The organism is Paenibacillus sp. FSL R7-0302, from assembly GCF_038006885.1.
GTDB lineage: Bacteria > Bacillota > Bacilli > Paenibacillales > Paenibacillaceae > Paenibacillus_AQ.
On sequence record NZ_JBBOWB010000001.1, the window covers coordinates 5,188,627 to 5,213,289 of the forward strand.

The following is a 24,663-nucleotide window of genomic DNA, read 5'->3' on the forward strand; positions in this document are numbered from 1 at the left end:
ATGAACCCTGTGAATCGCTCCCGAATCGCCGATCTAAGTCTCCTACTGGTGGCGATGATGTGGGGATGCACGTTTCTGATCGTGCAGTCTGCCGTGCGGGTGCTGCCGCCGCTTGCCTTTAACAGCATCCGGTTTACAGGTGCCGCCGTGCTGCTGGCCTTGATTACCGCTGTCTTCTACCGCCAGGAATGGCGTAAGCTGAGCTTGCGCATGGTGATGCATGCCCTGCTGCTGGGCCTCTTCCTGTTCCTTGGCTACGGCTTCCAGACCGTGGGGCTGCTGTACACCACCACCTCCAACACGGGATTTATCACCGGGCTGTCGGTGGTGCTGGTCCCGTTCCTGTCTCTGGCTCTGCTGAAGACGGCCATCTCCAGATATACCTGGGTGAGCGCCGGGCTTGCAGCGGGGGGCTTGTATCTGCTGACCTTTACCGGCTCTGCCTTCTCCCTGAATAAGGGCGATGGCCTGATTCTGCTCTGCGCCGTGGTTTTTGCGCTGCAGATCGCGTATACCGGCAGATACGCACCGCGTTATCCGGCCCTGCCGCTGGCGGCGCTTCAGCTCGGCTTCGTAGGCCTGCTCAGCATCGCCGCCTCCCTGCTTGTGGACGGAAGCGGCCCGCTGCTGCATAGCGGAGAGCTGCTCCGCCAGCCGGAGGTGCTCTCTGCTATGCTGATCTCCATCGGCCCGACCAGCGCCTTCGCCTTCTGGATTCAGACGGCTTGCCAGAAGTACACCACCCCGTCCCGGGTGGCGATCATCTATGCCATGGAGCCGGTGTTCGCTGCCGTCACCGGCCTGCTCTTCGGCGGAGAGACGCTGGGCGTATCCGCGTTGCTCGGCTGCGGCTGCATTCTGGCCGCTATGCTGCTGGCAGAGCTCAGCCCCGCGCCGTCCGGGACGCAGGCGGAGGGCTGAGCCGGAGTCTGCGGACCCTTTTGCCAGACTTCACGTTAATAAGTTCCATTGCTACAGACAGAGAGCCGTGCTTCCGCTACCCTTCCTATAGAGGATTCAGCGGACAGCCGGACTACAAACCACGCTTAGGAGAGAACCCAAATGTACAAATTGATTGCCATCGATATTGACGACACCCTGATTAACGACGATAAGGAAGTGACCCCGGCCACGCAGACCGCGCTGGAGCAGGCTGTAGCCGCAGGCGTTGTGGTCACCCTCGCTACCGGACGCGCTTATGCTTCCGCTCAGGCGATTGCCCGCCAGACCGGACTGAATGTGCCAATCATTACCTATCAGGGAGCGCTGGTGAAGAACCTGCTCGATGAAGAGGTCCTGTATGAGCGTTATGTGCCGCAGGACGCGGTGCGCAAGCTTTTCCAGTATTGTGTTGAGCATAACCTGCACCTGCAGACTTATATTGACGACAAGCTGTACGCCCGGGAAGAGAACCAGAAGCTGATTGACTATTCGACGCTGAACGGAACGCAGTACTATATCGAGCCGGACTGGGAAGCCAAGCTGGTTCCGCAAAAAACACCAAAAATGCTCATTATCGACGATCCCGACTTCCTCGATGAGCTGTCCCCGATCCTGCGCAGCCTGCTCGGCGATTCGGTTCATATCACGAAGTCCAAGCCGCATTTCCTGGAGATTATGCATCATGAAGGCACCAAGGGTCTGGCCCTGGAATTCCTGGCTGCACACTTTGGCTGCGAGCTGTCCGAGACGATGGCTGTCGGCGATTCCTGGAATGATCATGAGATGCTTGAAGCTGCGGGTCTCGGTGTAGCAATGGCGAATGCCATTCCTGCGCTGAAGGAAATCGCTGATTTCGTTACACTTAGCAACAATGAGGACGGCGTGAAATACGCCATTGATAAGTTCATTCTTGGGGTGAACCAGGAAGCATAAGCTCGGAGCATTGCAGAGTATTGTACACCAAAAAGGGCGGCGTCCCGGAGATTCTGAAATCGAACCTGCGGCTACGCCACCCTATTTATTCTTTAAGCAGAAAGGATGATCCTCCATGCAAGAAGTATCTCCTGCCGGACAACTGGAATCCCTGCAATCTATGCAATCAACCATCCGTAAGCTCGAAGCTGCATTAACCCAAATGACACAGAGCGGTGCCAGCACTACCCTTGTCGCAAAACGGCTCCGTGCCGTTAACATCGGGTTAGCCGTTCTGGACAAGGCCTGGCAGCTCAAACCTCATTCCTATACTCCCGCTGATTGTGCGGAGGCCCGCGAAGTGATTAACGGATTAATCGTCTCGGTTAAACAGAGTTATGCCAAAGCTAAGCCGGGTAGTCCGCAACAAACGCTTTTATCCAGAAGACTTACAGCCTTCGAGCAGGTGATTGAAGCCATGAACGATCTCTAATAAGAAGCGGTAGGAATCAGCTCCTCCGTGTTCTCCTGCTCAAGCTGTGAATGATACAGATCCGAGTACCGCCCCTCCGAGGCAAGCAGCTCCTCATGTCCGCCCCGCTCCACAATCTCCCCGTTCTCCATTACCAGGATGACATCGGCATTCTGTATGGTTGAGAGCCGGTGGGCGATCACAAGCGTTGTCTTATCCTTCATCAGCTTACGGATCGCCTGCTGGACCATTCGCTCCGACTCATTGTCGAGGGCAGCCGTAGCTTCATCCAGCAGCAGAATCGGCGCATCCTTAAGCATTGCTCTGGCAATGGACAGCCGCTGCCTCTGACCGCCGGACAACCGGGAGCCATGCTCGCCAATATCCGTATGTATACCTTCCGGCAGCTCCGTCACGAACTCGTACGCATTCGCCTGCCGCAGCGCCTCAACAATCTCTTCGTCTGACGCACCGGGCTTGCCGCTCTCGATATTGTCCCGGATGCTCCCGGAATATAGGCCCGACTCCTGAGGCACATAGGCAAAGTAGCTACGAAGCTCTGCCAGCGGTATTCCGCTGATCGGACGGCCGTTGATCGCAACCTCACCTGCATCCGTCTGGTAGAAGCCCAGCAGCAGCTTGAACAAGGTGGATTTCCCGCCGCCGCTCGGACCTACTACGGCCATTTGTTGTCCGCATGTTAGCTCCAGACTGACCTTGTTAAGGCTCTGCTTCTCACTGCCCGGATAGCTAAATGACACCTCTGCGAGCCGAAGCTCCCCGAACCCCGGCAGATCCGCCCGGACCTCAGGCAGCACCTCAACCTCAGCAGGCGCATCCATCACCTCGAAGATCCGCTCCGCCGCACCCAGCGACTGCTGCATGGAAGCGACCAGGCCCGGCAGAGACGAGAACGGCCCAACCAGATAATTCATCAGCTGAATGAAGGCAATCATCGCCCCGACCTCAAGCCGTCCATTCGCCACGAACCACCCGGCAATCACCAGAGCCAGCAGGAAGGTCAGATTCCCCAGCAAGGAGGAGATCGCTCCGGTTGCCCCTTCGATTCTCGCTTTCTTTTTCTCTCCTGAGGCAATATCTTCACTGTAGCCAACATATTGCTTCTGCAGCCTGCGCTCCATGGAGAATGCCTTGAACACCATGCTGCTGCCCAGAATATCGTTCAGAAAAGCCGTAGTCCGGCTCATACTTTCCTGCACCCGCACACTGTTGATGCGCATCGCATTGCCGAAGATTTTACCGGTCAGGAACAGCAGCGGCCCGATGGACAGGCAGATCAGCGCCAGCAGCCAGTTAATATAGAGCAGATAACCGAAGGAGGCTATCGCCAGCAGCGGGTTGCGCAGCAGATCCAGCATCACCTGCCCGCAGGCTTCTCCGACCGATTGATTGTCATTCGTGAACCGGGACAACAAATCACCGGAATGATTGCGGTCGAAATAAGACTGCGGCAAGGCCAGCGTATGCCCCATCATGTCCTGACGCAGCTCATTTCTGATTTTGGCCGATACATTGGTTTTGAGATACGCACTCAGGTAGTTAACAATTCCGGTAACGAGCAAGAATATAGCCCCGAACCAGGCCAGCCCCGTGAACGCCTCCACATCCAGCCTGACTGCCGCATCCGTAATCCGGGCCAGGAACCAGGCCATGGTCAGATCCAGCACAATACTGAATAACGTCACCAAGAGCAGTACAGCATAGATCAGCTTATGTCTTAGCATATATGTACTTAATCTGGCAAAAGCACCTTTCTTCTTCACATCATCAGCTCCCCTTTAGAATTCCGCACCCCGTACCTTGGCATATACCTTGCAGTCATGGAGTTCCCCGTCCGACTCACGGGTGCTTTTGCGGAGAATGCCATCCAGTGTAAATCCAGCACGCTCCGCTACGGCGGCGCTTCTCCGGTTAAGGGCGCAGCAACGGATTTCAATCCGGCTTGCTCCAAGTTCTCTAATTGCAAAATCTGTAATTCCGTTCACCGCTTCCGTAATGTATCCATTGCCTGAGCATGAGCTTCTGATCCAGTAGCCTATTTCGAATCGGCGGCAATCCCAATCCACATGATGCAGACCTATGTTGCCCACGAATCTGCCGTCCTCCTGGCGGAAAATCTCCATGTTCAGGGTGGTACGCTTCAGATAGACTACTTGCGATTCACGGACGTATTGCTCAGTTTCCTCCACAGTCGGCATACTCTGGGCAAAGGGCATCCACGGCTTCAGCTCATCCAGACTCTCCCGGATAGCTTCATTCATTTCCTTACCGTCTCCAGGCCGCAAAGCACGGACAAGCAGCCGCTCTGTCTCAAAGCTCTCTGGAATATCCAGCATAATCGGGATAAAATCATTACTCATATTCATAAACCTCCACGATGATCGATTAATTGGATTATCGCACTAACAGTTTTTCCCTCTAATCCACTACGCATCGTTATAGTATAGTACCTCCTTCCCTTTTTGAAAATAAAGAAAAATACGCATCATATACATAAAACTGGAAGTCGGGCTCGTAGTGGGCCCACTCTCTGCGGCTCCAATGCATATAGTTTACTAGCCCCCTGGCAAGGGACCCAGCGGCGGAGGGCGGATTCCCGGATCGGTCTTGGGAATGAAAAGCAAATAAAAACTCCCCATACAGCAGCAGTAATCAAACCTGTCTGCTCTATGAGGAGCGTATTTCGGCATTATTTCTCCCAAAGCTCAACCAGCCGCCCGTCAGGGTCTGTAATCCAAACAAATTGTCCGAATTCGCTGCTCTCTTTGTTCTTGGCAAGCGGTACGCCTATCTGCTCCAGATGCTTGATAACCTCGTCCAGATCATGGACCTGGAAATTCAACATCACCTGTTGCTCTGCCGGGAAATAAGGATCATCCTCAGTGAAGAAGGACAAGATCGTCTCATTGCCTGACCCGGGTCTGATTACAGTCCCGTTCCAACTGTCAATTTCAAGCTTCAGTGCCTCACTGTACCATTTCTTCACCGCTTCAAGATTTCCGGTTCTCCAGAAAATTCCTCCGAAACCTTTGATCATCACAACCAGCTCCTCCCGGGAATCGAACTCACTGCTTCAAATTGCACATACCCTAAGTGACACACACAAGTCCCGGACTACAATGCTGCTCAGATCTCCTCCCGGCACAGCGGAAGCCTCATCCCCGTAACGGCCAGCGTAACCTTCTCCGGCAGAATATAATCCTTGTCCAGATTGATATCATGCGACATATGTGTGTAGACCGCACGGCGCGGCTGAACGGTCTCCAGCAGGTCGGCAGCTTCGGTCATATCGTACACAGAGCGGGTAGACAACTCAGCTGCCTCGTAATAAAAGCTGGTTCCCAGCACCAGCAGGTCCGCTCCATGCATCTGCCTGGTTTCCTCCGTGGTCAGAGAGATCGAGTCCGGGCAGTACACCCAGACATATTCCTCCTTCTCCAGCCTGTAGGCATAGGAGTAACCATTCTTGCCATGGTTCACCCGCCATGTGCTAATCTGCCAGCCATCCAGCGTAATGCCGTCATCGCAAGGGATCATATCGATATGCCCGGTAAGCCACGGGTATTGCCGCTGGATGACGGGAATGACCTCCGCCGGAGCGTACAGCTCTCCCCGGAAGCCCATCCAGCGGCAGCTGTCTGCCCATTCCGGCAGCCCGCCGATATGATCGAAATGCGCATGTGTCACGAGCAGATGCTTCATGGTGCGGTGCCCCTGCAGCTCCATCTGCCGCCGCCAGTCCGGTCCGCAGTCAATCGCCAGGAAGCCGCTGCCGTTATCTATAAGCACAGAAGAACGCAGGCGGTTATTGCGCCCGGTGGTTCTTGCTTCCGTACAGGTCTCACAATCACAGTAGACCCGGGGTACGCCCATGGCGTCCCCTGTTCCGAGGAACACTAATGTATCCATAAGTTTGTCCTCCATCATCATCTATATCTCAGCATATGTCATCAGTTCATTATAGAACAGCAGCCGGCCCTTTGCATACCGGCCCATAAGAACGGCAAAAAGCCGTCCTTCAGCCTCATCCGGCCGGAGAACAGCTCCCTTAATCCTTCGCACTCCACACTTAGCAAGTGTCTTCTAATCCTCTTCCGCCTCATCTACCCGCCTAGATCCCGGCCAGCACCTGATACCATATGCCCCGCTTGGAGTATAACGTGGTGCGGACTTCCTCCCAGCCGCCAAGGTAGCTGATATCGAACAGGCCGGCAGGAACCGGATACTGGCTCTCATGTGCCGCATAGACCTGCTGGTTCACGGGACGGAAGCCGAACTTGGCGAAGATCTCCTGCGCCTGCGGGGTTGTCAGATAATCGACCAGCGCTTCTGCGGCCGCACGGGTACCATGCTTATCCGCGTATTTATCCACCACAGCCGCAGGATTCTCGATCAGAATCGTATTCTTCGGGATGACCACCTCATACTTCACACCCTCTGCAATCCGCGCCAGCAGCTCATTCTCATAAGTGACGATCACATCGCCCACCCCGTACTCGAAGGCAGCCATGGACGCCCGCCCGCTTTTATCCAGAGATTCGACGTTGCTGTGTATGCTCTCCAGGAAGGCCTTGGCCGCCGCAGGGTTCTTCGCCCCCTCCTGCTCCTCAGAACGCTTCAGGCCGGCCCCGTAGATCGCGTTGATGTCCCACTGGGCACCGCCGGAGGTCTTCGGATTAGGGTAGAGCACCTTCACCCCCGGCTTCGCCAGATCGGCAAAATCATGAATTCCCTTCGGATTGCCCTCCCTCGTTCCCAGGGCCACAACCGAACGCGTCACCATGCCCGCCTCACCGCCGCGCTGCTTCCAGTCCTGCTCCACAAGGCCGGCCTTGACCAGCTTCCCGACATCGCCTTCCATGGCAAGCAGCGTGACATCCGCCTCGAAGCCGCCGGCGATCGCCCGCGCCTGGGTTCCGGAAGCCTCATAGGACTGCTGGAATACGATCGTTTGACCGGTATCCGCCTTCCACTTCTCCGCGAACCTGGGGAGAATCTCGCCCATGGCATCCTTCACCACGCTGTAGGCACCCACCACAAGCGTTAGATCTCCCTGCGGCGGTGCACCTGCCTCTCCTGCATCCGGCTGCTCATTCCCGCAGCCGGCAGCGGTCAGGGCGAACACCGCCAGCAGTAAGACCGTCAGCCATCCGTGCAGTTGTCTGCTCCTTCTGATAAGCCTCATACCGGCGACACATCCCACATCATTTATTTTTTAGATAAATACAGGCATCGGATCTTTCTTAAGTCCATTCTCCTGAATCCAGCTCCGCTCCTCATTGAACAGGTAGGCGCGGTGTACCAGCACAGATATTTCCTGGCCCGGAGTCAGCGTTTCTTTCTCCAGAGAGCGGTAGGTGACCAGCTTATGTCCATTGATCTCAACCTCCACGAGCCATTCACTTCCGCGAAAATGCAGATGCTTGACCGTACCCTGCTCCGTGGCCGAAGCCATTTTGAATTCATGCAGGTGGCCTACCTCAATGTACTCGGGACGGATTAGCGCCTTGGTCGGCTTACCGCTGCCTGCATCCTCGAAGCCCTTCAGCTCGGAAGCACTCTCGATCAGCGTCGATTCCCCGATGAAGGTTGCCACGAACGGTGTCTTCGGCTCTTTATAGATATCCCAAGGCGTACCCTTCTGCTCCAGCCGCCCCTGGTTAATGATCATTATCTCATCCGCCACTTCAATCGCCTCATCCTGATCGTGGGTGACGAAGATCGAGGTGATGCCGACGCGTTCGATCAGCTCCCGCAGCCAGGAACGGAGCTCCTGGCGGATCTTCGCATCAATCGCAGCGAACGGCTCATCCAGCAGCAGCAGCTGCGGCTCAGGGGCCAGCGCCCGGGCAAAAGCCACCCGCTGGCGCTGCCCCCCGGACAGCTGATGCGGATACCGGTTCTCGAAGCCCTTCAATCCGGTAAGCTCCACCAGCTCGGTGACACGGTCACGGATGACAGCCTTACTGGCTTTCTTCACTTTCAGACCGAAGGCGATATTCTCGAACACCGTCATATGCTTGAACAGCGCATAATTCTGGAAGACGAAGCCGATCTCACGCTCCTGCGGCGGAAGATGGTTCACCGCCTTGCCGTGGAAAATAATCTCGCCGCTGTCCGGCGTCTCAAGGCCCGCCAGCATCCGCAGGATCGAGGTTTTGCCGCCGCCGCTTGGGCCGAGCAGCCCGATCAGATGGCCTTTGGTAATGCCGAAATGGACATCCTTCACCGCATGAAAATCGCCAAAATGCTTATCGAGTCCCCGGACCTCTACATGCATAATTAGTGCCCTCCCTTTCTTCTCTTGCTCCATTCCATAAGCAGCAGCAGTCCTGCGGAGAATGCGGCCAGCACCAGTGCTATCCCGCCCGCAGCCGTAACATTGAAATTCTCGACATCCTGATAGACCAGTGTGGTAGCCGTCTGGGTCCGGTTCATAATATTGCCTGAGACGACGAGCACTGCACCGAACTCACCCAGCGAGCGGGCCACCGTCAGAATCACTCCATAGATGACCGCCCAGCGGATAGAAGGCCAGGTCACCTTCCAGAAGGTCGTCCAGCCATATGCGCCGAGTGTGGACGCGGCCTCTTCCTGCTGGGACCCGATCTCTTGCAGTACCGGCATCACCTCACGCACCATTAGCGGGAACGTCACGAACAGCGTAGCAATCACCATTCCCGGAAAAGCATACACAATCTTCACTCCGATTTGCTCAAACAACGCACCCAGCGCACTGTCCGGCCCGAGCAGCAGAACGATCATCAGCCCGCCGATCACCGGCGATACCGCATAAGGCAGATCCACGATGCTGTTCAGCAGGCTTTTGAGGCGCTGGCCCAGCCAGTTCGCCCGTACCAGATACAGGGCCGTCATGATCCCAAACAGCGTATTCAGCAGCGTCACAACGACCACCACGTATCCGGTCATCAGCAGCGCATGTAGCGCCTCGGGCCGGGTCAGGGCGTTCCAGAAGCCGCTCCAGCCTTCGCTGAAGGCCCCCATTGTCATCCTGCCAAGCGGAGCTGCGATCAGGACGAAGAACACGAGGTAGGTCAGTCCAATCCACAATCTTCTCATGATCTTCTCCCCCGCATCTGTATGAGGCTGATCAGCCAGAGGATCAGGAAGGATAAGGTCAACAGAATGATCGACACCGCAGCGGCTCCCGCCGGATTATCACTTTCGACCTCTCCGAAAATATAAACAGAAGACACTAGCGTGCGCCCCGGAATATTGCCTGCCACGAGGACAACCGCACCGAATTCAGCAAGCGCACGCGAGAAGGCCAGCATCCCGCCGCCTATCATCCCAGGTGCCATAGACGGCAAGATGACCTGGAGGAAGACTCTGCTCGGCTTCGCCCCCATCGTATAGGCCGCCTCTTCTTCCGAAGCGTCCAGCTCCTCCAGCAGCGGTTGCACCGCCCGGATGACGAAGGGGAATGTGACGAAGACCATCGCAATCACAATCGCAGGCTGGTGAAAAACAATTGTGAAGCCCAGTGATTCCGCAAGGCCCCCGATCAGGCTTCCCGGACCCAGCAGCAGCAGAATCATCAGTCCGCCCACCGCAGTAGGCAGGGCAAAGGGGAGATCGACAAGGCTGTTCAGCAGCGCCCTGCCCCGGAACTTATAACGGATAAGGACCCAGGCGATCATCGTGCCCAGCAGCACATTAGTAAGAGCCGCAATGACCGCCAGCTTGAGTGTTAACAGGACCGACTTCCAGGCAATCGGATCGCTCACGCTTTCAGTGAAGCTTCCCAGCCCGGATGAGAATGAATTGTAATAGACCCCGAGGATCGGCAGTACGATCAGAATGACGAAATACAGTACAACTGTTGATCTAAATCCCCAGGTCCAGCCCTTGTGCCTGATCAGCGAATTCAATGGTCAACCTCCCACCTCCGGATAACCGGTCGGTATACTCGACTTTAAGGTTTGATTATTCCTATTAATATACTTGGTTTAAAGTTATCCCTACTTTACCAAATACCGCTTGCTGCCGTCAATTACTTTGTTAGTTTTTGGGTTAAAGTATAAGTAGCACTAGTTGCATCCAAACCAGAGAGGGGCTGTTCATGATGCTGCATACTATGGAGATCACCACCAGCAAACGGGATGAAATGCGGGATATTACCCGCGAGGTTCAGGCTTATGTGAAGAATAGCGGAGTTCTTAACGGACTGCTGATTGTCTATTGCCCGCACACCACCGCAGGGATTGCGGTTAACGAGAACGCCGATCCTGATGTGAAGCGTGATGTGCTAATGCGTCTGGATGAGGTCTATCCTTGGGAGCATCCTAAATACCGCCATGCGGAGGGCAATACGGCTTCCCACCTGAAATCCATTACGGCCGGTCCTTCGCAGACCCTTATAATTCATGAAGGGGCTGTTCTGCTGGGCCGCTGGCAGGGCATCTATTTTTGCGAGTTCGATGGTCCAAGGCAACGCCAGTGCCACCTCAAAATTATGGAAGGATAGCACTGCCTGCGCTTGTAGAAGAGCAGCAACGCATGAACCGCGAAGCTGCTCTCTATACAATTTATAGTACCTGTAACACTTTCACCATGCAAAGTTATACCAATGCAACGCTCTAAAGTACGAGCTGTTAAAAAAAACAGCTTTTTATAAACTGCGGCTTAATACCTTGACATGGGTCAGGGCAGCTTGCTTCACATCCTCGAACAACACTTTATCCTGAATATAATACGAAATGAATCCGTGAGCAGATAAGAATAAGGTCAACGGCACGTTCTGCCAGTCCTCAGATACATATCCCTCTTCCTTCATATGACGGCGGACAATGCTTGCAAATAACTCGAAACATCGGCCCTGTTCTGCCCGGCAATAAGCCAGCAACTCTTCGTCGCGGATCATGAACATGATCTCATACTGATACGGATGGTTCAGCCCGAACCGGATGAACTCCATAATCAGCTGCTCCACCCGGGTCATTCCCTCTTCAGGCGGAGTGGTCATAGCTTGATTCAGCAACGAAGCCACATGATTGAAATCCTCAACTACAATGGCGTAGAAAAGTTCGGCCTTCTCTTTGAAATGGTAATATAGGGAGCCGTGGCTGTAACCCAGGTGCTGGCCAATGCTGCGCATCGAAATGGCACGGTACCCTTTGGTGATGAAAAGATGCCTCGCCGCCTCCAGAATTCTTTCTCTCGACAACTCCTGTTCCACTGCTCTTCTTGCCATAATCTATTCCCCTTCGCTGTAGTAAAGCCGCCGCCCTTCCGTAATCAGGGATTGCCCCTCCGTAAGATCGGTTATCCATGCGATAAATGCGTCACCTTCATCATTGCGCGGAAGACACAGCAGTGTAACTTTATCCGTAAACAAAGTCTCTCCGGTCTGAATATTCCGGCCCCGCAGTGCATTCTCCACCTTGCCCAGCCAAGTGTACTCGATTTCCACGAATACCTCCCGCCTCAGCACACGTGTAATGACCTCTCCGGCCGCAAGCGCCAGTACAGCGCCATCGGTATAGGCCCGGATCAGCCCGCCTGCACCCAGCATAATGCCTCCGAAATAACGGGTAACTACAATAGCGACATTCTTCACCTGTTGGCTGCGGATTACTTCCAAAATCGGTTTCCCGGCCGTTCCACTCGGTTCCCCGTCATCCGACTGTCTCTGGATCTCATCCCTCTCTCCGATCATATAAGCAGAGCAGTTATGCGTAGCATTCCAGTGCTGCTTCTTGATCGAATCGATAAATTGCACAGCTTCTTCCTCGTTCTCCACCGGCATAACATGACCGATAAAGCGTGATTTACGGATTACGACCTCCCGCGAGCCGGGGGTACGTACCGTCCGGTATTGTTCCAGCATTGTTGTCCATTCCTTACTCTGCATGTGATGACTTGATATATATTAGGAGCAGCCCTGGTAGTGGTTACCTATGGACTGCTCCCTGATGACTTATCTTACTATGAATGATCTGCGGCTAGAGTGGGATTATTCGGTAAGTCTGGCTTCCAGCTCTGCCTTTTCTTTCTCGTAGCCTGGTTTGCCCAGCAGTGCGAACATGTTCTTCTTGTAGGCTTCAACACCCGGCTGGTCGAACGGATTCACACCCAGCAGGTATCCGCTGATCCCGCAAGCCTTCTCGAAGAAGTACACCAGATAGCCGAAAGTATACGGCGTCTGGTCAGGAATGGTAACGATCAGGTTCGGCACCTGTCCGTCGGTATGCGCCAGCATAGTTCCCTGGAACGCCTTCTTGTTCACAAAGTCCATCGTCTGGCCAGTCAGGAAGTTGAGGCCGTCCAGATCGTCCGGATCATTCTCGATCGTTACATGGTGCTGTACCTTCTCCACTTGAATAACCGTCTCGAAGATGTTGCGGTTACCCTCCTGAATGAATTGGCCCATGGAGTGCAGGTCAGTCGAGAAGTCCACCGAAGACGGATAGATTCCCTTGAAGTCCTTGCCTTCGCTTTCGCCGTACAGCTGCTTCCACCATTCAGAGACAAAGTGCAGGGACGGCTCGTAGTTCACGAGGATTTCCGTTGTTTTGCCTTTGCGGTAGAGCGCGTTACGTACTGCAGCATATTGATAGCTCTGGTTCGTAGCCACATCGGGGTTGTTGAACTCATCGGCTGCGGCTGCGGCCCCTTGCATCATTTCTTCAATGTTAATTCCCGCTACGGCGATAGGCAGAAGGCCTACCGGTGTCAGTACGGAATAACGTCCGCCTACATCATCAGGGATGATGAACGACTCATAGCCTTCTTCGTTAGCCAGCTTCTTGAGTGCGCCCTTCTCCTTGTCTGTTGTAGCGTAGATCCGTTTGCGTGCTTCTTCCTTGCCGTATTTCTTCTCCAGTGCTGCACGGAAGATACGGAAGGCAATAGCCGGCTCGGTAGTTGTACCGGATTTGGAGATTACGTTCACTGAGAAGTCTTTGCCTTCTACCAGATCAAGCAGATGCGTGATGTAGGTAGAGCTGATGTTATTACCGGCAAAATAAACCTCCGGTGTCTTGCGCTTGTCCTTGGACAGGTTATTGTAGAAGGAATGCGACAGCGCCTCAATAGCTGCACGTGCCCCCAGATAAGAGCCGCCGATACCAATTACGATCAGCACTTCGGAATCACTCTGAATCTTCTTGGCGGCCTGCTGAATGCGGGCGAACTCTTCCTTGTCATACGCTGTAGGGAGATCAATCCAGCCCAGGTAATCGGAGCCTGCTCCGCTCTTGTTATGCAATTGTTCGTGGGCCAGCTTCACCGGAGCGGCGAAGTAGTCGATCTCGGTCTGGCTGAAGAAGGAAAGGGCTTTGGTGTAGTCAAAATTAATCTTCTTGGACATCGGTAATGGTAGCCTCCTGTTTATCTCTTTAGATTTGACACCGTGTGTTGCAACATTATAATCTAGAATACTTTAATTTGCCTTGACTGGCAAGGTCTTAAGGCATATCCCCGGCTTTGGAGCCCTGTTTATGAAAAATAACTGAAAGCGGTTACTAAGCTAACAAGCAGACCTGTTCTGTGGAACAGGCCGTAACCTTCTGATAGAATGAAGGCAAACTTAGTTTCTATATAATATGATCTCAGGAAAGCAAAGGTGGAATTGAAATGAAGCACATCGGCTTTATCGGACTCGGAACAATGGGAGCACCTATGGCGTCGAACCTGCTGCGAAGCGGCTTTGAGGTTACGGTGTACAACCGTACAGCAGAGAAATGCAAACCTTTGGAACAGGAAGGTGCGAAGGCAGCCGCCACACCGCAGGCAGCAGCGGAAGGCAAGGATGTTATTATTACCATGATCAGCAACGATGATTCGATCCGTGAAGTCTTCTACGGAGATCATGGCATTCTCGCCACCCTTCAGCCGGGAACAACCGTAATCGATTCCAGCACCATCTCCCCCGGCCTTGCCAAGGAGATCGCTGCTGAAGTTGAAGCACGGGGCGGCAGCTTCCTTGATGCCCCTGTAACCGGCAGCAAGCCGGCAGCTATCGACGGCACACTGGTCTTCATGGTCGGCGGACATGCCGAAGTGATTGAGAAGCACCGGGATCTCTTCGACTCCATGGGCCGTCTGCTGCTGCATATGGGTGCTAACGGCAGCGGCGCTGTAGCCAAGCTGGCTCACAATGCCATGGTCGGCATTCACAATGTCGCGCTCGCCGAGGGCTTCTCCATTGCGGTGAAGTCCGGGGTACCCGCAGATAAGTTCCTGGATCTGGTGAAGAACGGATCAGCAGGCAGCAAACAGGCCGAGCTGAAGGGCCAGAAGATCATTGATAACGACTTCAGCAACCAGTTCTCCCTTGCCCTGATGCTCAAGGATCTCAAGCTGGCGTCCTCGCTCAGTGATTCCACCGGCGTCCCTTCCCCTATGCTCGGCGTAGCCAAGAGCATGTTCCAGGCAGGCTTCAACCATGGCTTCGGCGACGAGGATCTGTCCGCTGTGGTCAAATCCTACGAAGACTGGATCGGCCGGAAGATCGGCGGCGGTCCAGCGGACACAGAGTAGAACCCCTTTGAACTGAACATAAAAGAATGCAGAAGCAGAGCGCAGCCAGGCAATATCGGCTGCGCTCTTTTTCTTGTGCGGCAAGTCCGCCTTAATTGGAGATTGGGGAATGAAAACGCAAAAATACCGGCGATTGTCATCACCGGTAATTAAAGGTTGTATTTGAGGTACGGATACAAAAAAGCACCCAATTTCCTTGCGTTAACTATAAAATTAATATAGCACAGAAATGTCAACATAACAAGCATTTTTATGGAAAATGAAGAAAACAAATGCTTCTCCCCCTGTCAGCCTGGCAGCAAGGATCAACAAGGCGCCCGACGCGGCTGTCCCCCTCTCCTCCTCTGATGATATGATCTTCTGCGCGAAGGAGGCGACTGAAATGCAAATTAGACTGAGAGATATCCGCAAAAGCTTCAGGGTGTACAAACGGCCCGAAGGAAGATGGGGACTGCTGAGAGGAGCGTTCGTGCGCAATGTTACCCAGGTGGACGCACTCGGCGGCATCAGCTTTGATATTGAAGAGGGTGAACTGGTAGGTTACATTGGCCCGAACGGCGCCGGCAAATCCACCTCCGTCAAGGTAATGAGCGGCATCCTGACACCCGACAGCGGAGAATGCACCATCTTGGGCAAGATTCCATGGAAGCACCGCATAGAGCATGTATCCCGGATCGGCGTCGTGTTTGGCCAGCGCTCACAGTTATGGTGGGATGTTCCGGTGGCAGACTCTTTTGACGTGCTGAAGGATATTTATGCCATTCCTCCAGGCGACTACCGCTTAAGATTATCCGAGTTATCGGCAACACTTGGTGTGGAAGCCCTCTTAAGGACCCCGGTGAGACAGCTTTCGCTCGGACAGCGGATGCGCTGTGAGCTGGTAGCAGCGCTGCTGCACCGGCCGAAGCTTCTCTTTCTGGATGAGCCAACCATCGGACTTGATGCGGTATCCAAGCTCGCGCTGCGCAATTTTCTGAAGGAAGAGAACCGTAAGTACGGGATTACGATGCTGCTGACCACACACGATATGGACGATATTGAGGCATTATGCCAGCGGGTCATGGTGATCGGGCACGGCCAACTGCTCTATGACGGGCAGCTCTCAGGTCTGCAGCAGAAATATGCGCCGGAGGTCGTCAAGAAAGTGAACACGGATGCGATGATTGCGGCTATGTACAATGACTTGGCTTTGGGTTAAGCCTATCAGGAGGTGCACAATGAATTTTAGAAATACATGGCGGGCCTGCAGCTCCCTCTTCCGAATCCGCATGGCAGAAGGGCTCCAGTACCGGGTGTCCGCCATATCTGGCACGATGGTCGGTGTGTTCTGGGCGCTTATAGAATGTGTGCTGTTCACCGTGTTCTATACATACAGCGACAATGGCTCCTGGAACAATAACGGACTCAGCCTTCCTCAGGCCATATCCTATGTTTGGTTGGCTCAGGGGCTGTTTGTACTCCAGAGTATGAACATCGACAGCGAAATTATGGGCAAAATCAACAACGGTGACGTCGGTATCGAGCTGTGCCGGCCCATGAACCTATACACCCACTGGTTTGTCAAAAGCTCGGCCGGCAAGCTCGGCACCAGTTGGATCAGGGGACTGGCCACCGTACTCGCCGGGCTACTGATGCCTGCCGGATATGCCCTAGGGGGCCCCGCCTCATTGCCTGCACTATTCTATTTCCTTCTGTCGGCGGTTATGGCGTTTGTGCTGTGCTCGGCCTTCGCTATGCTTGTAACTGCGATCCGGCTGAATATCACTTGGGGGGACGGACCGACCTATATGCTTCTACTGCTAAGCGGCATATTGTCCGGCACCTACCTCCCCCTGCGGCTGTGGCCTGATTTCATGCAGACCTTCCTGTACCTGCAGCCGTTTGGCGGATTCGCCGACATCCCTCTGCAGCTATATATAGGTAGCGTAGCTCCTGCCGCCGCACTGCCCGGTATCGGCTTACAGCTCCTCTGGAGCCTTATCTTTATCTTGGCGGGCCGGATGATCATGAAACGCAGATTGCACAGCATTATCGTCCAGGGAGGGTGAGAGTACCGTATGCTTGCTGAAGGTAAAATTTATTGCAAATACTTGCGGATGCATCTCCTGTCCGGCATGGAATACAAGGGCTGGTGGCTGATGCTGATTCAGGTACTTACTGTGGTGGTCTCCGATCCCATAGCCACCGTCCTGCTGTTCTCCCGCTTTGGCAATATCGGCGAATGGACCGTCGCCCATATCATTCTGGTGTACTCGCTGGCGGTGGCTTCCTTCGGACTTGCCGAGAGCGTATGCCGCGGCTTTGATTATTTCCCGTGGCATCTGCTGCGCTCCGGCGATTTCGACCGGCTGCTGCTCCGCCCGCGGTCCCTGTTCGTGCAGGTCGCCGCTTCCAGATTCCATCTGCACCGGCTGGTCCGGCCGTTTACAGGGATCTGTGCTGCGGGCTGGGCGCTGGGACAGCTCGGCGTTCCCTTGACGCCCGGCAGACTCGGCATTCTGGCGATGGCGCTGGCCGGAGGCTGTCTGATGTACTGCGGAGTGTTCGTGCTAACCTCAGGTCTTGCTTTTTTCACGATTAAAGGGCTGGACTGGATCTTTCTGCTTACCAACGCCAGCTACCAGATTACCCGCTGCCCGGAAACCTATATGCCCCGTGCCCTGAAATCTGTGTTCAGCTTCCTGCTCCCCATGCTGTTCATCAGCTTCTATCCGGCGGCCACTGTCTGCGGCTGGGATTATCCCCACTGGCTGGGCTTCCTCTCGCTTCCCTCCGGAGCTGCCTTCCTCGGAGCGTCTCTGCTGGTATGGCGCATAGGCGTGAGGCATTACAAAAGCACGGGGAGCTAAGCTGACAATACAAAAAAAAGCACCCCGGGACCATGAATCTTCCAGGGGTGCTTTTTTTCTGCCACTTTCTTTTACACAATCGGGTAAGAACAGCAATAATCAGTTAATGCGAATACTTCCAGGGCAAATTTAGAGTTGCCGGGAACATGGAAGGTTTCCGCTCCGTCAATGTCCTTCCACACTTCAGTGCCGGGAAGCAGCACCTTGAGCTTGCCGGAAAGAATTTCCATCGTCTCGGGGCCATCGGTGCCGAATTCGTATACGCCAGGCAGCATAATGCCGAGTGTCACCTTAGTGCCGTCTTCCAGTGTAACTGTACGGCTGGTCACTTTTCCGTCGTAATAAATATTGGCTGCTTTTTGAATTGTCGCGTTGGTGAACTGACTCATATGCTTATTCTCCCCTTTGTTCAACACTTGTTAGATCCGTCTATTATAGCAGCGCTTTTACGCGGCTGACTACATTTTCTACAGTGAAGCCATATTCTCTGATTACGGTGTCGCCAGGGGCGGAAGCGCCAAAGGTAGTGATTCCCAGAATGTCGCCCTGATCGCCTGTATAACGTTCCCAGCCGAAGGTTTGCGCCATTTCGATAGCCAGACGGGCTTTCACTTCAGGCAGGATAACGGAATCGCGGTATGCTTTATCCTGCTTCTCGAACAGATCCCAGCTCGGCAAGCTGATGACACGAACATCAATGCCTTCTTCGGCAAGCGCAGCCTGAGCCTTAACCGCCAGCTGTACTTCAGAGCCTGTAGCAATGATCTGTGCCTGTGGAGTGCCGTTCTTGGAGTCGGAGACCACATACCCGCCGCGTTTGATGTTATCGCGTACACCGTCTACGGTTCCAGCCAGGATCGGCAGGTTCTGACGGGTCAGGACCAGTGCTACCGGATTGGCGGTATTCTCCATAGCGTATGCCCAAGCTGCAGAGGTTTCGTTGGCATCAGCCGGACGAATGACCGTAAGACCCGGAATGATACGCAGGGAAGCAAGCTGTTCAATCGGCTCATGGGTAGGACCGTCTTCCCCGACAGCGATACTGTCATGGGTAAGCACATAGGTTACCGGCAGCTTCATGATGGAAGCCAGACGGACAGCCGGGCGCAGGTAATCTGTGAAGACGAAGAACGTACCGCCGAATACCTTAAGACCGGTGTGAAGTGCAATCCCGTTCATAGCTGCAGCCATTCCGAATTCACGTACGCCGAAGTAGATATTACGGCCGTCATAGGATTCGGAGGTGAATTGGGACAGACCGTTCAAGTGCGTCATGGTCGAGCTCTCCAGGTCGGCAGAACCCCCAACCAGTTGCGGGATACTGCCAGTCAAGCCGTTCAGTGCATTACCGGAAGCCACACGGGTAGATACAGCTTTGTCTTCTGCTTTGTAGAATGGCAGATTAGCATCCCAGCCTGCAGGAAGCTCACCGTTCAGTGCAGTTTCGAGCTGTGCAGCAAGCTCAGGGTATGCTTTTTTGTAGGCTGCAAATTTCTCATCCCATGCTTTGTTAGCGGCGATTCCTTTGGCCTTCACTTCAGCGAAGCTGGCACGGACTTCATCCGGTACATAGAAATCTTCTTCATATACCCATTTGTAGTATTCCTTAGTCAGCTTCGTTTCATCAGCACCCAGCGGGGAACCGTGGGTACCGCCGTGGCCGCCTTTACCTTGCTTGTTCGGGCTGCCGTAGCCGATGACCGTCTTCACTTCGATCAGCGTAGGCTTGCTGCTGTCTGCTTGAGCCTCTTCAAGAGCCTTAGCCAGTGCAGGAAGATCGTTACCGTCTTCTACGCGCAGAACCTGCCAGCCGTAAGCTTCAAAACGCTTAGCAACATTCTCGGAGAATGCAAGGTTCAGCTTGCCGTCCAGGGAGATATCATTCGAATCGTACATTACAATCAGCTTGCCCAGCTTCAGGTGTCCGGCAAGTGAAGCAGACTCTGAAGAGATCCCTTCCATCAAATCACCGTCACCGCAGATGGCGTACGTATAATGGTCAATCACGTTATGTTCATCTTTATTGTAAGTGGCACCCAGCTGCGCTTCAGCCATTGCCATACCTACAGCCATACCGATACCTTGTCCAAGCGGTCCGGTTGTTGCATCTACACCGGCCGTGTGGCCGACTTCCGGATGTCCCGGAGTTAAGCTGCCCCATTGGCGGAACTGCTTCAATTCTTCCATAGGCAGATCATAGCCGCTGAGGTGCAGCAGGCTGTAGAGGAGCATGGAGCCATGTCCGGCAGACAACACGAAGCGGTCACGGTTGACCCAAGTCGGGTGGTCCGGGTTATGATTCATCGTCTTGGCGAACAATTGGTATCCCATAGGTGCGGAGCCCATCGGCATACCCGGATGTCCGGAGTTTGCCTTTTCAATGGCATCAATGGCAAGTGTACGGATTGTAGTGATGGCCAGGTTGTCCACCGTTGAGTTTTCTGCTTTATGAATGGCTTGATCTTTTGCTTGTTCAGTCATTACAATAATCCTCCTCGAATCAAGAATGTCATTTTGACTATTATTGTATCACGGAAGTGGAAGCATTTCCAATTGTTTTTGCCGCAGCTTATATTTAGCGGCTTCTGCCGGGTCTATGCACGCATGTGCCAGATTCACGGTGCTTCAGGAGGTTCTTTTTGGAGATACGGAGGGGAATCCAGAAACTTAGCCTTAAGTCTAGTTTCTAATTAAGACTAAAGTTTGTTTTACAAAGCAGGTTTATACAGTAAGATGGAGGTACCTCAACGGAATTTTAGCCGGATTATCCATAACTTCCAGCAGAAAGGAATTCAGAAGATGACTGCAAACAGAGATATTTATATTGTGCTCACCGGAACAGGCACGGCCTTCAGCGGAATTATTAAATGGTTCACCAAAGCAGAGCTGAACCATGCCTCGATTGCCTTTGACAGTGAGCTGCGTGAGGTCTACAGCTTCGGCCGGAAAAAAGTGTACAATCCGTTCATCGCCGGACTTATCCATGAGAACTTCATTCACCCGTTTTACAGCAGTGCAGACTGTGCCATATACCAGCTCAGAGTCAGTGAAGAGGAATATAATACCATGTACAATCATGTCCAGGGCATGATGCAGAATCAGGAGCGTTATAAATATCATCTGCTCGGTCTGGTCGGTGTACTGCTAAACGTCCGGATTGACCGGGAGAACGCCTTTTTCTGCTCTCAGTTCGTCGCCTCTGTATTGGAGGAAACTACTGTTCATCCGGTAGCCAAGCCCTCCTGCTTCGTAACTCCGGAGGATTTCGCTTTATCTCTATGCGCTCACAAAATATTCAGCGGCAAACTCTCCTACTATATGCACCGGAGTCATTCTGCGGCCCTCCGAGGTTCCAGTCTACATAACCCCCAAGCTACTAATCCGGCAGATTTTGCGGCTCCGAGACTGCGGCTGCATGAAGAACGGACCGAGGGAATCGTCTGAACGATCACCCTCCGCCCGCTTGATGCCAAGTAAAACCAAGCGCATAAGGCTTAAGGATTGCGTCCCGCGTTATTTTACACGATGGCTCTGATAATATTCTGTCCAATCTCCGAGAATCGTTACCGCCACTGTATCCACCTTGGTCTGATACTCATTGGTTGCGGTAAAGGTAAAAGTAACCGGACCATCCGGCAGCTGTTCGAACGATGGGTCGGCCAGCTCACCCGTCCATAAGGTCTTGTCACTCCCGGTCGGACTCAGCGCAGCCGTGTATCCTCCAGTCATTGTGACTTGCACGGTATCCGGCAGTCCGGTAGCTGTCCCCTGCAGCACAAATTTCTCGCCAGCCCAATAGACACTATACCCCCGCGGACTTTCAGGCGAGCCGCTCTGCTTCATATTGTACGCCTGACGGTTGCCATTCCACTCCTCTGTATGACGGACAGCCCCCTTGATGCTAAGCAGGTTAACCATAAAGTACTTTCTTGCGGACACAACACTCCAATCAAATCCATCGAAGACCTCAACTTCTACAGCATATTTTTCGTACTCTGCTAAGGCTCCATCCGGTACCTTCCATTGTTTTGAACTTGAACCCTGGTCACCGGACTGCACCTTAACCGCACCTGTGGCCAGATTTATTATCCGCACCCGGAAGCGCTGCTGCTGATCCCCGTCCTCATCCTGGTAATCCCACTTGATGATTGGTGTCAGCGTGCTGGCAATGGTAGGCTTGTTGGGGCTGTCACTTGTCGGATAGGTAATTGAGACCTTGGGCAACCGGTTCAACACGGTAATGCTATGGGACAGCTCTCTGAACAGTCCCAGGGAGTCCGTCACCAGCTGCCGATACGTAAAGGTACCGTTTGTAGTAAACTTTTTGTTAAAATCGCCTTCTGTGCTCACAAGCCCCTCTACACCAGCCGCCGGCTTCAAGAAATACTGGTGGCTAATGGTGTCTCCTTTCGGAATATCTGCATCTGTTGCCGTGCTTTGGATGTTCAACACATCCGTCCGGTAGATCGGTACCTTCGCCGCATCCTTTCCGGTATCCGTAATGAGGGTGAATCCCGGCTGGGGCGGATTGTCGATGATGAACGATTTCTCATTTGACACCTCGGACCAGGAACCTTTGGAATACGCCCGCCCCAATACAGTGAAGTACTCGAAGCGATTGAATGTTGGGTTGGGCACTTGATACTGACGGATTGATCCGCTGCCATCTGTATTCTCTACCGTTTTCTCCAATAACCCTTCTTTGGTAAAAAATTCAATCCTGTACTTTTCCTGAGGATCATTCTCCGGATCGGAGTAGGTCCACTGAATCAACGGGTCCCCCTGCTTTTCTGCATCCAGGACCGTTGGGCTCGCGACTGTACCTGGAGGAGAAGTAATTGTCATGGACGGGGCTTCGTTTTTGATTACATTCACTTTTAGCGTGTCGATGTTGGACTTCGCTCCGATCTGGTCCACCGCCCAATGCTCCAGGGTATATATCCCCGGTTCCGGGAAGCTGATTTCGATGCTGGGCGTCTTATATAATTTGGTGGTACTGTCGCTGTCTGTCACCTTCCAAAAATATTGAAGACTGGCGATATCCGATGGATCTCCATCATTATCAGATGATGTGAACTGCTTCGTATCAAACTGATACACCGCCCCTGGCCCGTTGATGGCAGCCGTAGGGACATGGTTGAGGACTTTGAACGTCCGTGTCGCATTAGAGGAAAGCGACCCGTCTGAAGCTGTCAGGCGCATTTCCCAGCCATCTGAAATAGCTTGTTGTGGTGCAATGCCGCTACGCGCGATCAGATCCCGGATGGTCATCACCTGGTTTCGGTTACCTCCGGCATAATAGTACGGGCTGCTATTGATCCGGGCATTCCAGGCATAGCTTAGCCAATCCCCATCCTCATCCGGGCCTGGTGTCATATTCTCCATCGTAATGACCGTATCCCGGTACACTTCCACCGGCATATTGAAGGCAGCTGCTGGCGGGTGATTCAGGACTTGTACCGTTTGGCTGTAGGGCTGCGACCATAGCCCGCGGTTATCATGGACCTGAAGGGTTAACTGATACGTCCCCACGCCAAAGGCAGCGATATTCGGCGGCACCGCCGCACCGCCCGAATGACTCCATACCTGCTGCCAGCCATCTTTGATCACCGTCCAGTTATACACATCGAGTGGATCATTATCCGGGTCGAAGGACTTATCAGTGATGGTGGTAACTTTGCGGTACGATACAATGTTGGGCTCTACGGTAAACAGCGCTACCGGCGGCAGATTGCCGGCCGCACCCACCGTTTGCTGTGACCAGTCACTCCAGACACCAACCCCGTTCTCTCCATCGATGTCCCGCACTCTTAGCCGGATATCATATTGGTCATTGGTCGGTAGCTGTGCCGGCGGATATCCATCCGTCCAGACTTGCCCTTCCGTCTTCTTATATTGCCATTGCCAGTCCATGATCCCTTTATTAGAGGCGGTGACATGATCCAAATCGTAGGAGCTGTCCGTGATCTGCAGCCATCCGCCTGACAGCTTGGCACTGAACAAAGCAATCGGCTTGCGATGCACATGGAAGGTCATCGAAGAGAGGTTATTCCGGCTCCATTTCCGGTACACATCGAACCGGTCGTCATCCTTGGGATTGTCACGACCCTGGAACGTGGCCACGTAGGCACCGCTATACGGGAAGGTCGTGTAGGATGAACTTCGCCATAATCCGGAATCCCAAATGATCCCCATCGAATTGTCAAAGAAGTAGGGGTCATGATCAAATCTGTACCGATCTTCCCGTTTAGGGTCCCATTCCGAGTCAAAGAATTTCGTTCTGGTTTCTACAGGGGTATTGACCAGGACAAAGGACTTGTTCCTCATCTGCTGTCTGACATTGATCGTAAGCGCAGCCTTCGCGGTCATCCCCGATGGGTCGGAGGCTGTGATGTTCATGGTGTAGGTTCCCGGCGGGATCGAGTCTTGAAGCACATCCAGCGGGATATTGAATGGTTTGGACATCTTGGCCTGAGGGACCGCCGTCTTCTTGTAGAAGACACCAGGGATCTCGGCCGTGACGGTAACGTCCTCGTTATCTGGATCGCTGACATACCCCTCTATGTTGATTCCGCTGAGGCCCGGAGCATTAACCAGGGTAATTCCATTTGCCGTTCCTACCGACAGGCTAGGGGCATAATTTGGTATCAATTGAGCTACTCTAGTCATGTACGGCGACCACCAATAGGTTTTTGTCCAAGCCAACACTCGAATGCGGAACATTTCTGGATCTTTATCCAGTCCTGGAGTATAATCACTTGGCTGATAATAGTTATATCCTTGTGCATATTCATTAGGATAGGTGTTCGCCATTAAGTTCCGTAGGTTGGACATATCTAAATCGAGAACTGCAGGCATGTAAAATCCCGGAGAGGCTACTGCATTGATGTGTAACTTTCCCCAATCTGCTGACCAGTTATAATACATACCATAATAGTCAGGTGTTCTAGGATCATTACAGCT

At 53.4% G+C, this 24,663-nt stretch carries 24 protein-coding genes; 9 read left to right on the forward strand and 15 right to left on the reverse strand.

Annotated features, from left to right (window positions below; all coding sequences use genetic code 11):
- Window positions 1-9 precede the first annotated feature (9 nt).
- From MKY96_RS22315 to MKY96_RS22325, 3 genes are all read left to right on the forward strand, one after another.
- Window positions 10-921 carry a DMT family transporter gene (locus tag MKY96_RS22315; protein ID WP_340943378.1) on the forward strand — a complete coding sequence of 304 codons (912 nt, stop codon included), beginning with the start codon at window positions 10-12 and terminating at the stop codon, window positions 919-921.
- A gap of 141 nt (window positions 922-1,062) precedes the next feature.
- Window positions 1,063-1,875, forward strand: a complete 813-nt coding sequence (locus tag MKY96_RS22320; protein WP_340943379.1) for a Cof-type HAD-IIB family hydrolase — start codon at window positions 1,063-1,065, stop codon at window positions 1,873-1,875.
- Between the two features lie 115 nt (window positions 1,876-1,990).
- Entirely contained in the window at window positions 1,991-2,347 is a 357-nt protein-coding gene (locus tag MKY96_RS22325; RefSeq protein ID WP_340943380.1) for a hypothetical protein, read from the forward strand.
- Here MKY96_RS22325 and MKY96_RS22330 read toward each other — a convergent pair.
- The 9 genes from MKY96_RS22330 to cysT form a co-directional block, all read right to left on the reverse strand.
- Entirely contained in the window at window positions 2,344-4,110 is a 1,767-nt protein-coding gene (locus MKY96_RS22330; protein WP_340943381.1) for an ABC transporter ATP-binding protein, read from the reverse strand. The genes MKY96_RS22325 and MKY96_RS22330 overlap by 4 nt on opposite strands.
- A gap of 15 nt (window positions 4,111-4,125) precedes the next feature.
- Window positions 4,126-4,707 (reverse strand): GNAT family N-acetyltransferase, encoded by a 582-nt coding sequence (locus tag MKY96_RS22335; protein WP_340943382.1) that lies wholly within the window; start codon window positions 4,705-4,707, stop codon window positions 4,126-4,128.
- 329 nt (window positions 4,708-5,036) lie between these two features.
- Window positions 5,037-5,384: a VOC family protein gene (locus MKY96_RS22340; protein WP_340944715.1), complete on the reverse strand. Its 348-nt coding sequence runs from the start codon at window positions 5,382-5,384 to the stop codon at window positions 5,037-5,039.
- Window positions 5,385-5,473: 89 nt separating this feature from the next.
- Window positions 5,474-6,256, reverse strand: a complete 783-nt coding sequence (locus tag MKY96_RS22345) for an MBL fold metallo-hydrolase (protein ID WP_340943384.1) — start codon at window positions 6,254-6,256, stop codon at window positions 5,474-5,476.
- A gap of 21 nt (window positions 6,257-6,277) precedes the next feature.
- Window positions 6,278-6,409, reverse strand: coding sequence for a hypothetical protein (locus MKY96_RS22350; RefSeq protein ID WP_340943387.1), 132 nt, complete (start codon window positions 6,407-6,409; stop codon window positions 6,278-6,280).
- Between the two features lie 49 nt (window positions 6,410-6,458).
- Window positions 6,459-7,532: a sulfate ABC transporter substrate-binding protein gene (locus MKY96_RS22355; protein ID WP_340943388.1), complete on the reverse strand. Its 1,074-nt coding sequence runs from the start codon at window positions 7,530-7,532 to the stop codon at window positions 6,459-6,461.
- A gap of 30 nt (window positions 7,533-7,562) precedes the next feature.
- Entirely contained in the window at window positions 7,563-8,627 is a 1,065-nt protein-coding gene (locus MKY96_RS22360; RefSeq protein WP_340943390.1) for a sulfate/molybdate ABC transporter ATP-binding protein, read from the reverse strand.
- 2 nt (window positions 8,628-8,629) lie between these two features.
- Entirely contained in the window at window positions 8,630-9,427 is a 798-nt protein-coding gene (locus MKY96_RS22365) for a sulfate ABC transporter permease subunit (RefSeq protein ID WP_340943391.1), read from the reverse strand.
- A complete protein-coding gene (gene cysT / locus MKY96_RS22370; RefSeq protein ID WP_340943392.1) occupies window positions 9,424-10,239 on the reverse strand; it encodes a sulfate ABC transporter permease subunit CysT in 816 nt (271 codons plus the stop codon). The genes MKY96_RS22365 and cysT overlap by 4 nt, the downstream gene beginning before the upstream one ends.
- A 194-nt stretch (window positions 10,240-10,433) precedes the next feature.
- Between cysT and MKY96_RS22375 the strand changes: the two genes are divergently transcribed.
- The gene (locus tag MKY96_RS22375; protein WP_340944716.1) at window positions 10,434-10,835 is read left to right on the forward strand and encodes a secondary thiamine-phosphate synthase enzyme YjbQ; all 402 of its coding nucleotides are present in this window, start codon (window positions 10,434-10,436) and stop codon (window positions 10,833-10,835) included.
- Between the two features lie 144 nt (window positions 10,836-10,979).
- Here MKY96_RS22375 and MKY96_RS22380 read toward each other — a convergent pair whose 3' ends face one another.
- From MKY96_RS22380 to MKY96_RS22390, 3 genes are all read right to left on the reverse strand, one after another.
- Window positions 10,980-11,561 (reverse strand): TetR/AcrR family transcriptional regulator, encoded by a 582-nt coding sequence (locus MKY96_RS22380; RefSeq protein WP_340943394.1) that lies wholly within the window; start codon window positions 11,559-11,561, stop codon window positions 10,980-10,982.
- Window positions 11,562-11,564: 3 nt separating this feature from the next.
- Window positions 11,565-12,197 carry a YigZ family protein gene (locus MKY96_RS22385; RefSeq protein WP_340943395.1) on the reverse strand — a complete coding sequence of 211 codons (633 nt, stop codon included), beginning with the start codon at window positions 12,195-12,197 and terminating at the stop codon, window positions 11,565-11,567.
- Between the two features lie 126 nt (window positions 12,198-12,323).
- Window positions 12,324-13,679, reverse strand: coding sequence for a glucose-6-phosphate isomerase (locus MKY96_RS22390; protein ID WP_036700477.1), 1,356 nt, complete (start codon window positions 13,677-13,679; stop codon window positions 12,324-12,326).
- A gap of 260 nt (window positions 13,680-13,939) precedes the next feature.
- Here MKY96_RS22390 and MKY96_RS22395 point away from each other — a divergent pair, with 260 nt between their 5' ends.
- The 4 genes from MKY96_RS22395 (at window position 13,940) to MKY96_RS22410 (ending at window position 17,700) form a co-directional block, all read left to right on the forward strand.
- Window positions 13,940-14,851, forward strand: coding sequence for an NAD(P)-dependent oxidoreductase (locus tag MKY96_RS22395; protein WP_340944718.1), 912 nt, complete (start codon window positions 13,940-13,942; stop codon window positions 14,849-14,851).
- 382 nt (window positions 14,852-15,233) lie between these two features.
- The gene (locus MKY96_RS22400) at window positions 15,234-16,049 is read left to right on the forward strand and encodes an ABC transporter ATP-binding protein (RefSeq protein WP_340943397.1); all 816 of its coding nucleotides are present in this window, start codon (window positions 15,234-15,236) and stop codon (window positions 16,047-16,049) included.
- Window positions 16,050-16,068: 19 nt separating this feature from the next.
- On the forward strand, window positions 16,069-16,899 hold the full coding sequence (locus MKY96_RS22405; RefSeq protein ID WP_340943400.1) for an ABC transporter permease: 831 nt from the start codon (window positions 16,069-16,071) through the stop codon (window positions 16,897-16,899).
- 48 nt (window positions 16,900-16,947) lie between these two features.
- Window positions 16,948-17,700 carry an ABC transporter permease gene (locus MKY96_RS22410; RefSeq protein WP_340944721.1) on the forward strand — a complete coding sequence of 251 codons (753 nt, stop codon included), beginning with the start codon at window positions 16,948-16,950 and terminating at the stop codon, window positions 17,698-17,700.
- A gap of 71 nt (window positions 17,701-17,771) precedes the next feature.
- Here the strand turns inward: MKY96_RS22410 and ppnP are convergent, their stop codons facing one another.
- Window positions 17,772-18,089, reverse strand: a complete 318-nt coding sequence (gene ppnP / locus MKY96_RS22415; RefSeq protein ID WP_036727552.1) for a pyrimidine/purine nucleoside phosphorylase — start codon at window positions 18,087-18,089, stop codon at window positions 17,772-17,774.
- 43 nt (window positions 18,090-18,132) lie between these two features.
- Window positions 18,133-20,181: a transketolase gene (gene tkt / locus MKY96_RS22420; protein WP_340943402.1), complete on the reverse strand. Its 2,049-nt coding sequence runs from the start codon at window positions 20,179-20,181 to the stop codon at window positions 18,133-18,135.
- Between the two features lie 318 nt (window positions 20,182-20,499).
- Between tkt and MKY96_RS22425 the strand changes: the two genes are divergently transcribed.
- Window positions 20,500-21,144 carry a hypothetical protein gene (locus MKY96_RS22425; protein ID WP_340943404.1) on the forward strand — a complete coding sequence of 215 codons (645 nt, stop codon included), beginning with the start codon at window positions 20,500-20,502 and terminating at the stop codon, window positions 21,142-21,144.
- 69 nt (window positions 21,145-21,213) lie between these two features.
- Here the strand turns inward: MKY96_RS22425 and MKY96_RS22430 are convergent, their stop codons facing one another.
- Entirely contained in the window at window positions 21,214-24,369 is a 3,156-nt protein-coding gene (locus tag MKY96_RS22430) for a hypothetical protein (protein ID WP_340943407.1), read from the reverse strand.
- Window positions 24,370-24,663: the final 294 nt, after the last annotated feature.

Excerpts from the sequence above, each read along its gene's own strand:
- MKY96_RS22400 (WP_340943397.1), top strand. The coding sequence starts at position 15,234 with ATGCAAATTAGACTGAGAGATATCCGCAAAAGCTTCAGGGTGTACAAA.
- tkt (WP_340943402.1), bottom strand. The coding sequence starts at position 20,181 with ATGACTGAACAAGCAAAAGATCAAGCCATTCATAAAGCAGAAAACTCA.
- MKY96_RS22355 (WP_340943388.1), bottom strand. The coding sequence starts at position 7,532 with ATGAGGCTTATCAGAAGGAGCAGACAACTGCACGGATGGCTGACGGTC.
- MKY96_RS22365 (WP_340943391.1), bottom strand. The coding sequence starts at position 9,427 with ATGAGAAGATTGTGGATTGGACTGACCTACCTCGTGTTCTTCGTCCTG.
- MKY96_RS22430 (WP_340943407.1), bottom strand. The coding sequence starts at position 24,369 with ATGACTAGAGTAGCTCAATTGATACCAAATTATGCCCCTAGCCTGTCG.
- MKY96_RS22325 (WP_340943380.1), top strand. The coding sequence starts at position 1,991 with ATGCAAGAAGTATCTCCTGCCGGACAACTGGAATCCCTGCAATCTATG.
- MKY96_RS22320 (WP_340943379.1), top strand. The coding sequence starts at position 1,063 with ATGTACAAATTGATTGCCATCGATATTGACGACACCCTGATTAACGAC.
- MKY96_RS22360 (WP_340943390.1), bottom strand. The coding sequence starts at position 8,627 with ATGCATGTAGAGGTCCGGGGACTCGATAAGCATTTTGGCGATTTTCAT.
- ppnP (WP_036727552.1), bottom strand. The coding sequence starts at position 18,089 with ATGAGTCAGTTCACCAACGCGACAATTCAAAAAGCAGCCAATATTTAT.
- MKY96_RS22390 (WP_036700477.1), bottom strand. The coding sequence starts at position 13,679 with ATGTCCAAGAAGATTAATTTTGACTACACCAAAGCCCTTTCCTTCTTC.
- MKY96_RS22425 (WP_340943404.1), top strand. The coding sequence starts at position 20,500 with ATGACTGCAAACAGAGATATTTATATTGTGCTCACCGGAACAGGCACG.
- MKY96_RS22380 (WP_340943394.1), bottom strand. The coding sequence starts at position 11,561 with ATGGCAAGAAGAGCAGTGGAACAGGAGTTGTCGAGAGAAAGAATTCTG.
- MKY96_RS22335 (WP_340943382.1), bottom strand. The coding sequence starts at position 4,707 with ATGAGTAATGATTTTATCCCGATTATGCTGGATATTCCAGAGAGCTTT.
- MKY96_RS22410 (WP_340944721.1), top strand. The coding sequence starts at position 16,948 with ATGCATCTCCTGTCCGGCATGGAATACAAGGGCTGGTGGCTGATGCTG.
- MKY96_RS22345 (WP_340943384.1), bottom strand. The coding sequence starts at position 6,256 with ATGGATACATTAGTGTTCCTCGGAACAGGGGACGCCATGGGCGTACCC.
- MKY96_RS22405 (WP_340943400.1), top strand. The coding sequence starts at position 16,069 with ATGAATTTTAGAAATACATGGCGGGCCTGCAGCTCCCTCTTCCGAATC.
- MKY96_RS22385 (WP_340943395.1), bottom strand. The coding sequence starts at position 12,197 with ATGCTGGAACAATACCGGACGGTACGTACCCCCGGCTCGCGGGAGGTC.
- MKY96_RS22375 (WP_340944716.1), top strand. The coding sequence starts at position 10,434 with ATGCTGCATACTATGGAGATCACCACCAGCAAACGGGATGAAATGCGG.
- MKY96_RS22340 (WP_340944715.1), bottom strand. The coding sequence starts at position 5,384 with ATGATCAAAGGTTTCGGAGGAATTTTCTGGAGAACCGGAAATCTTGAA.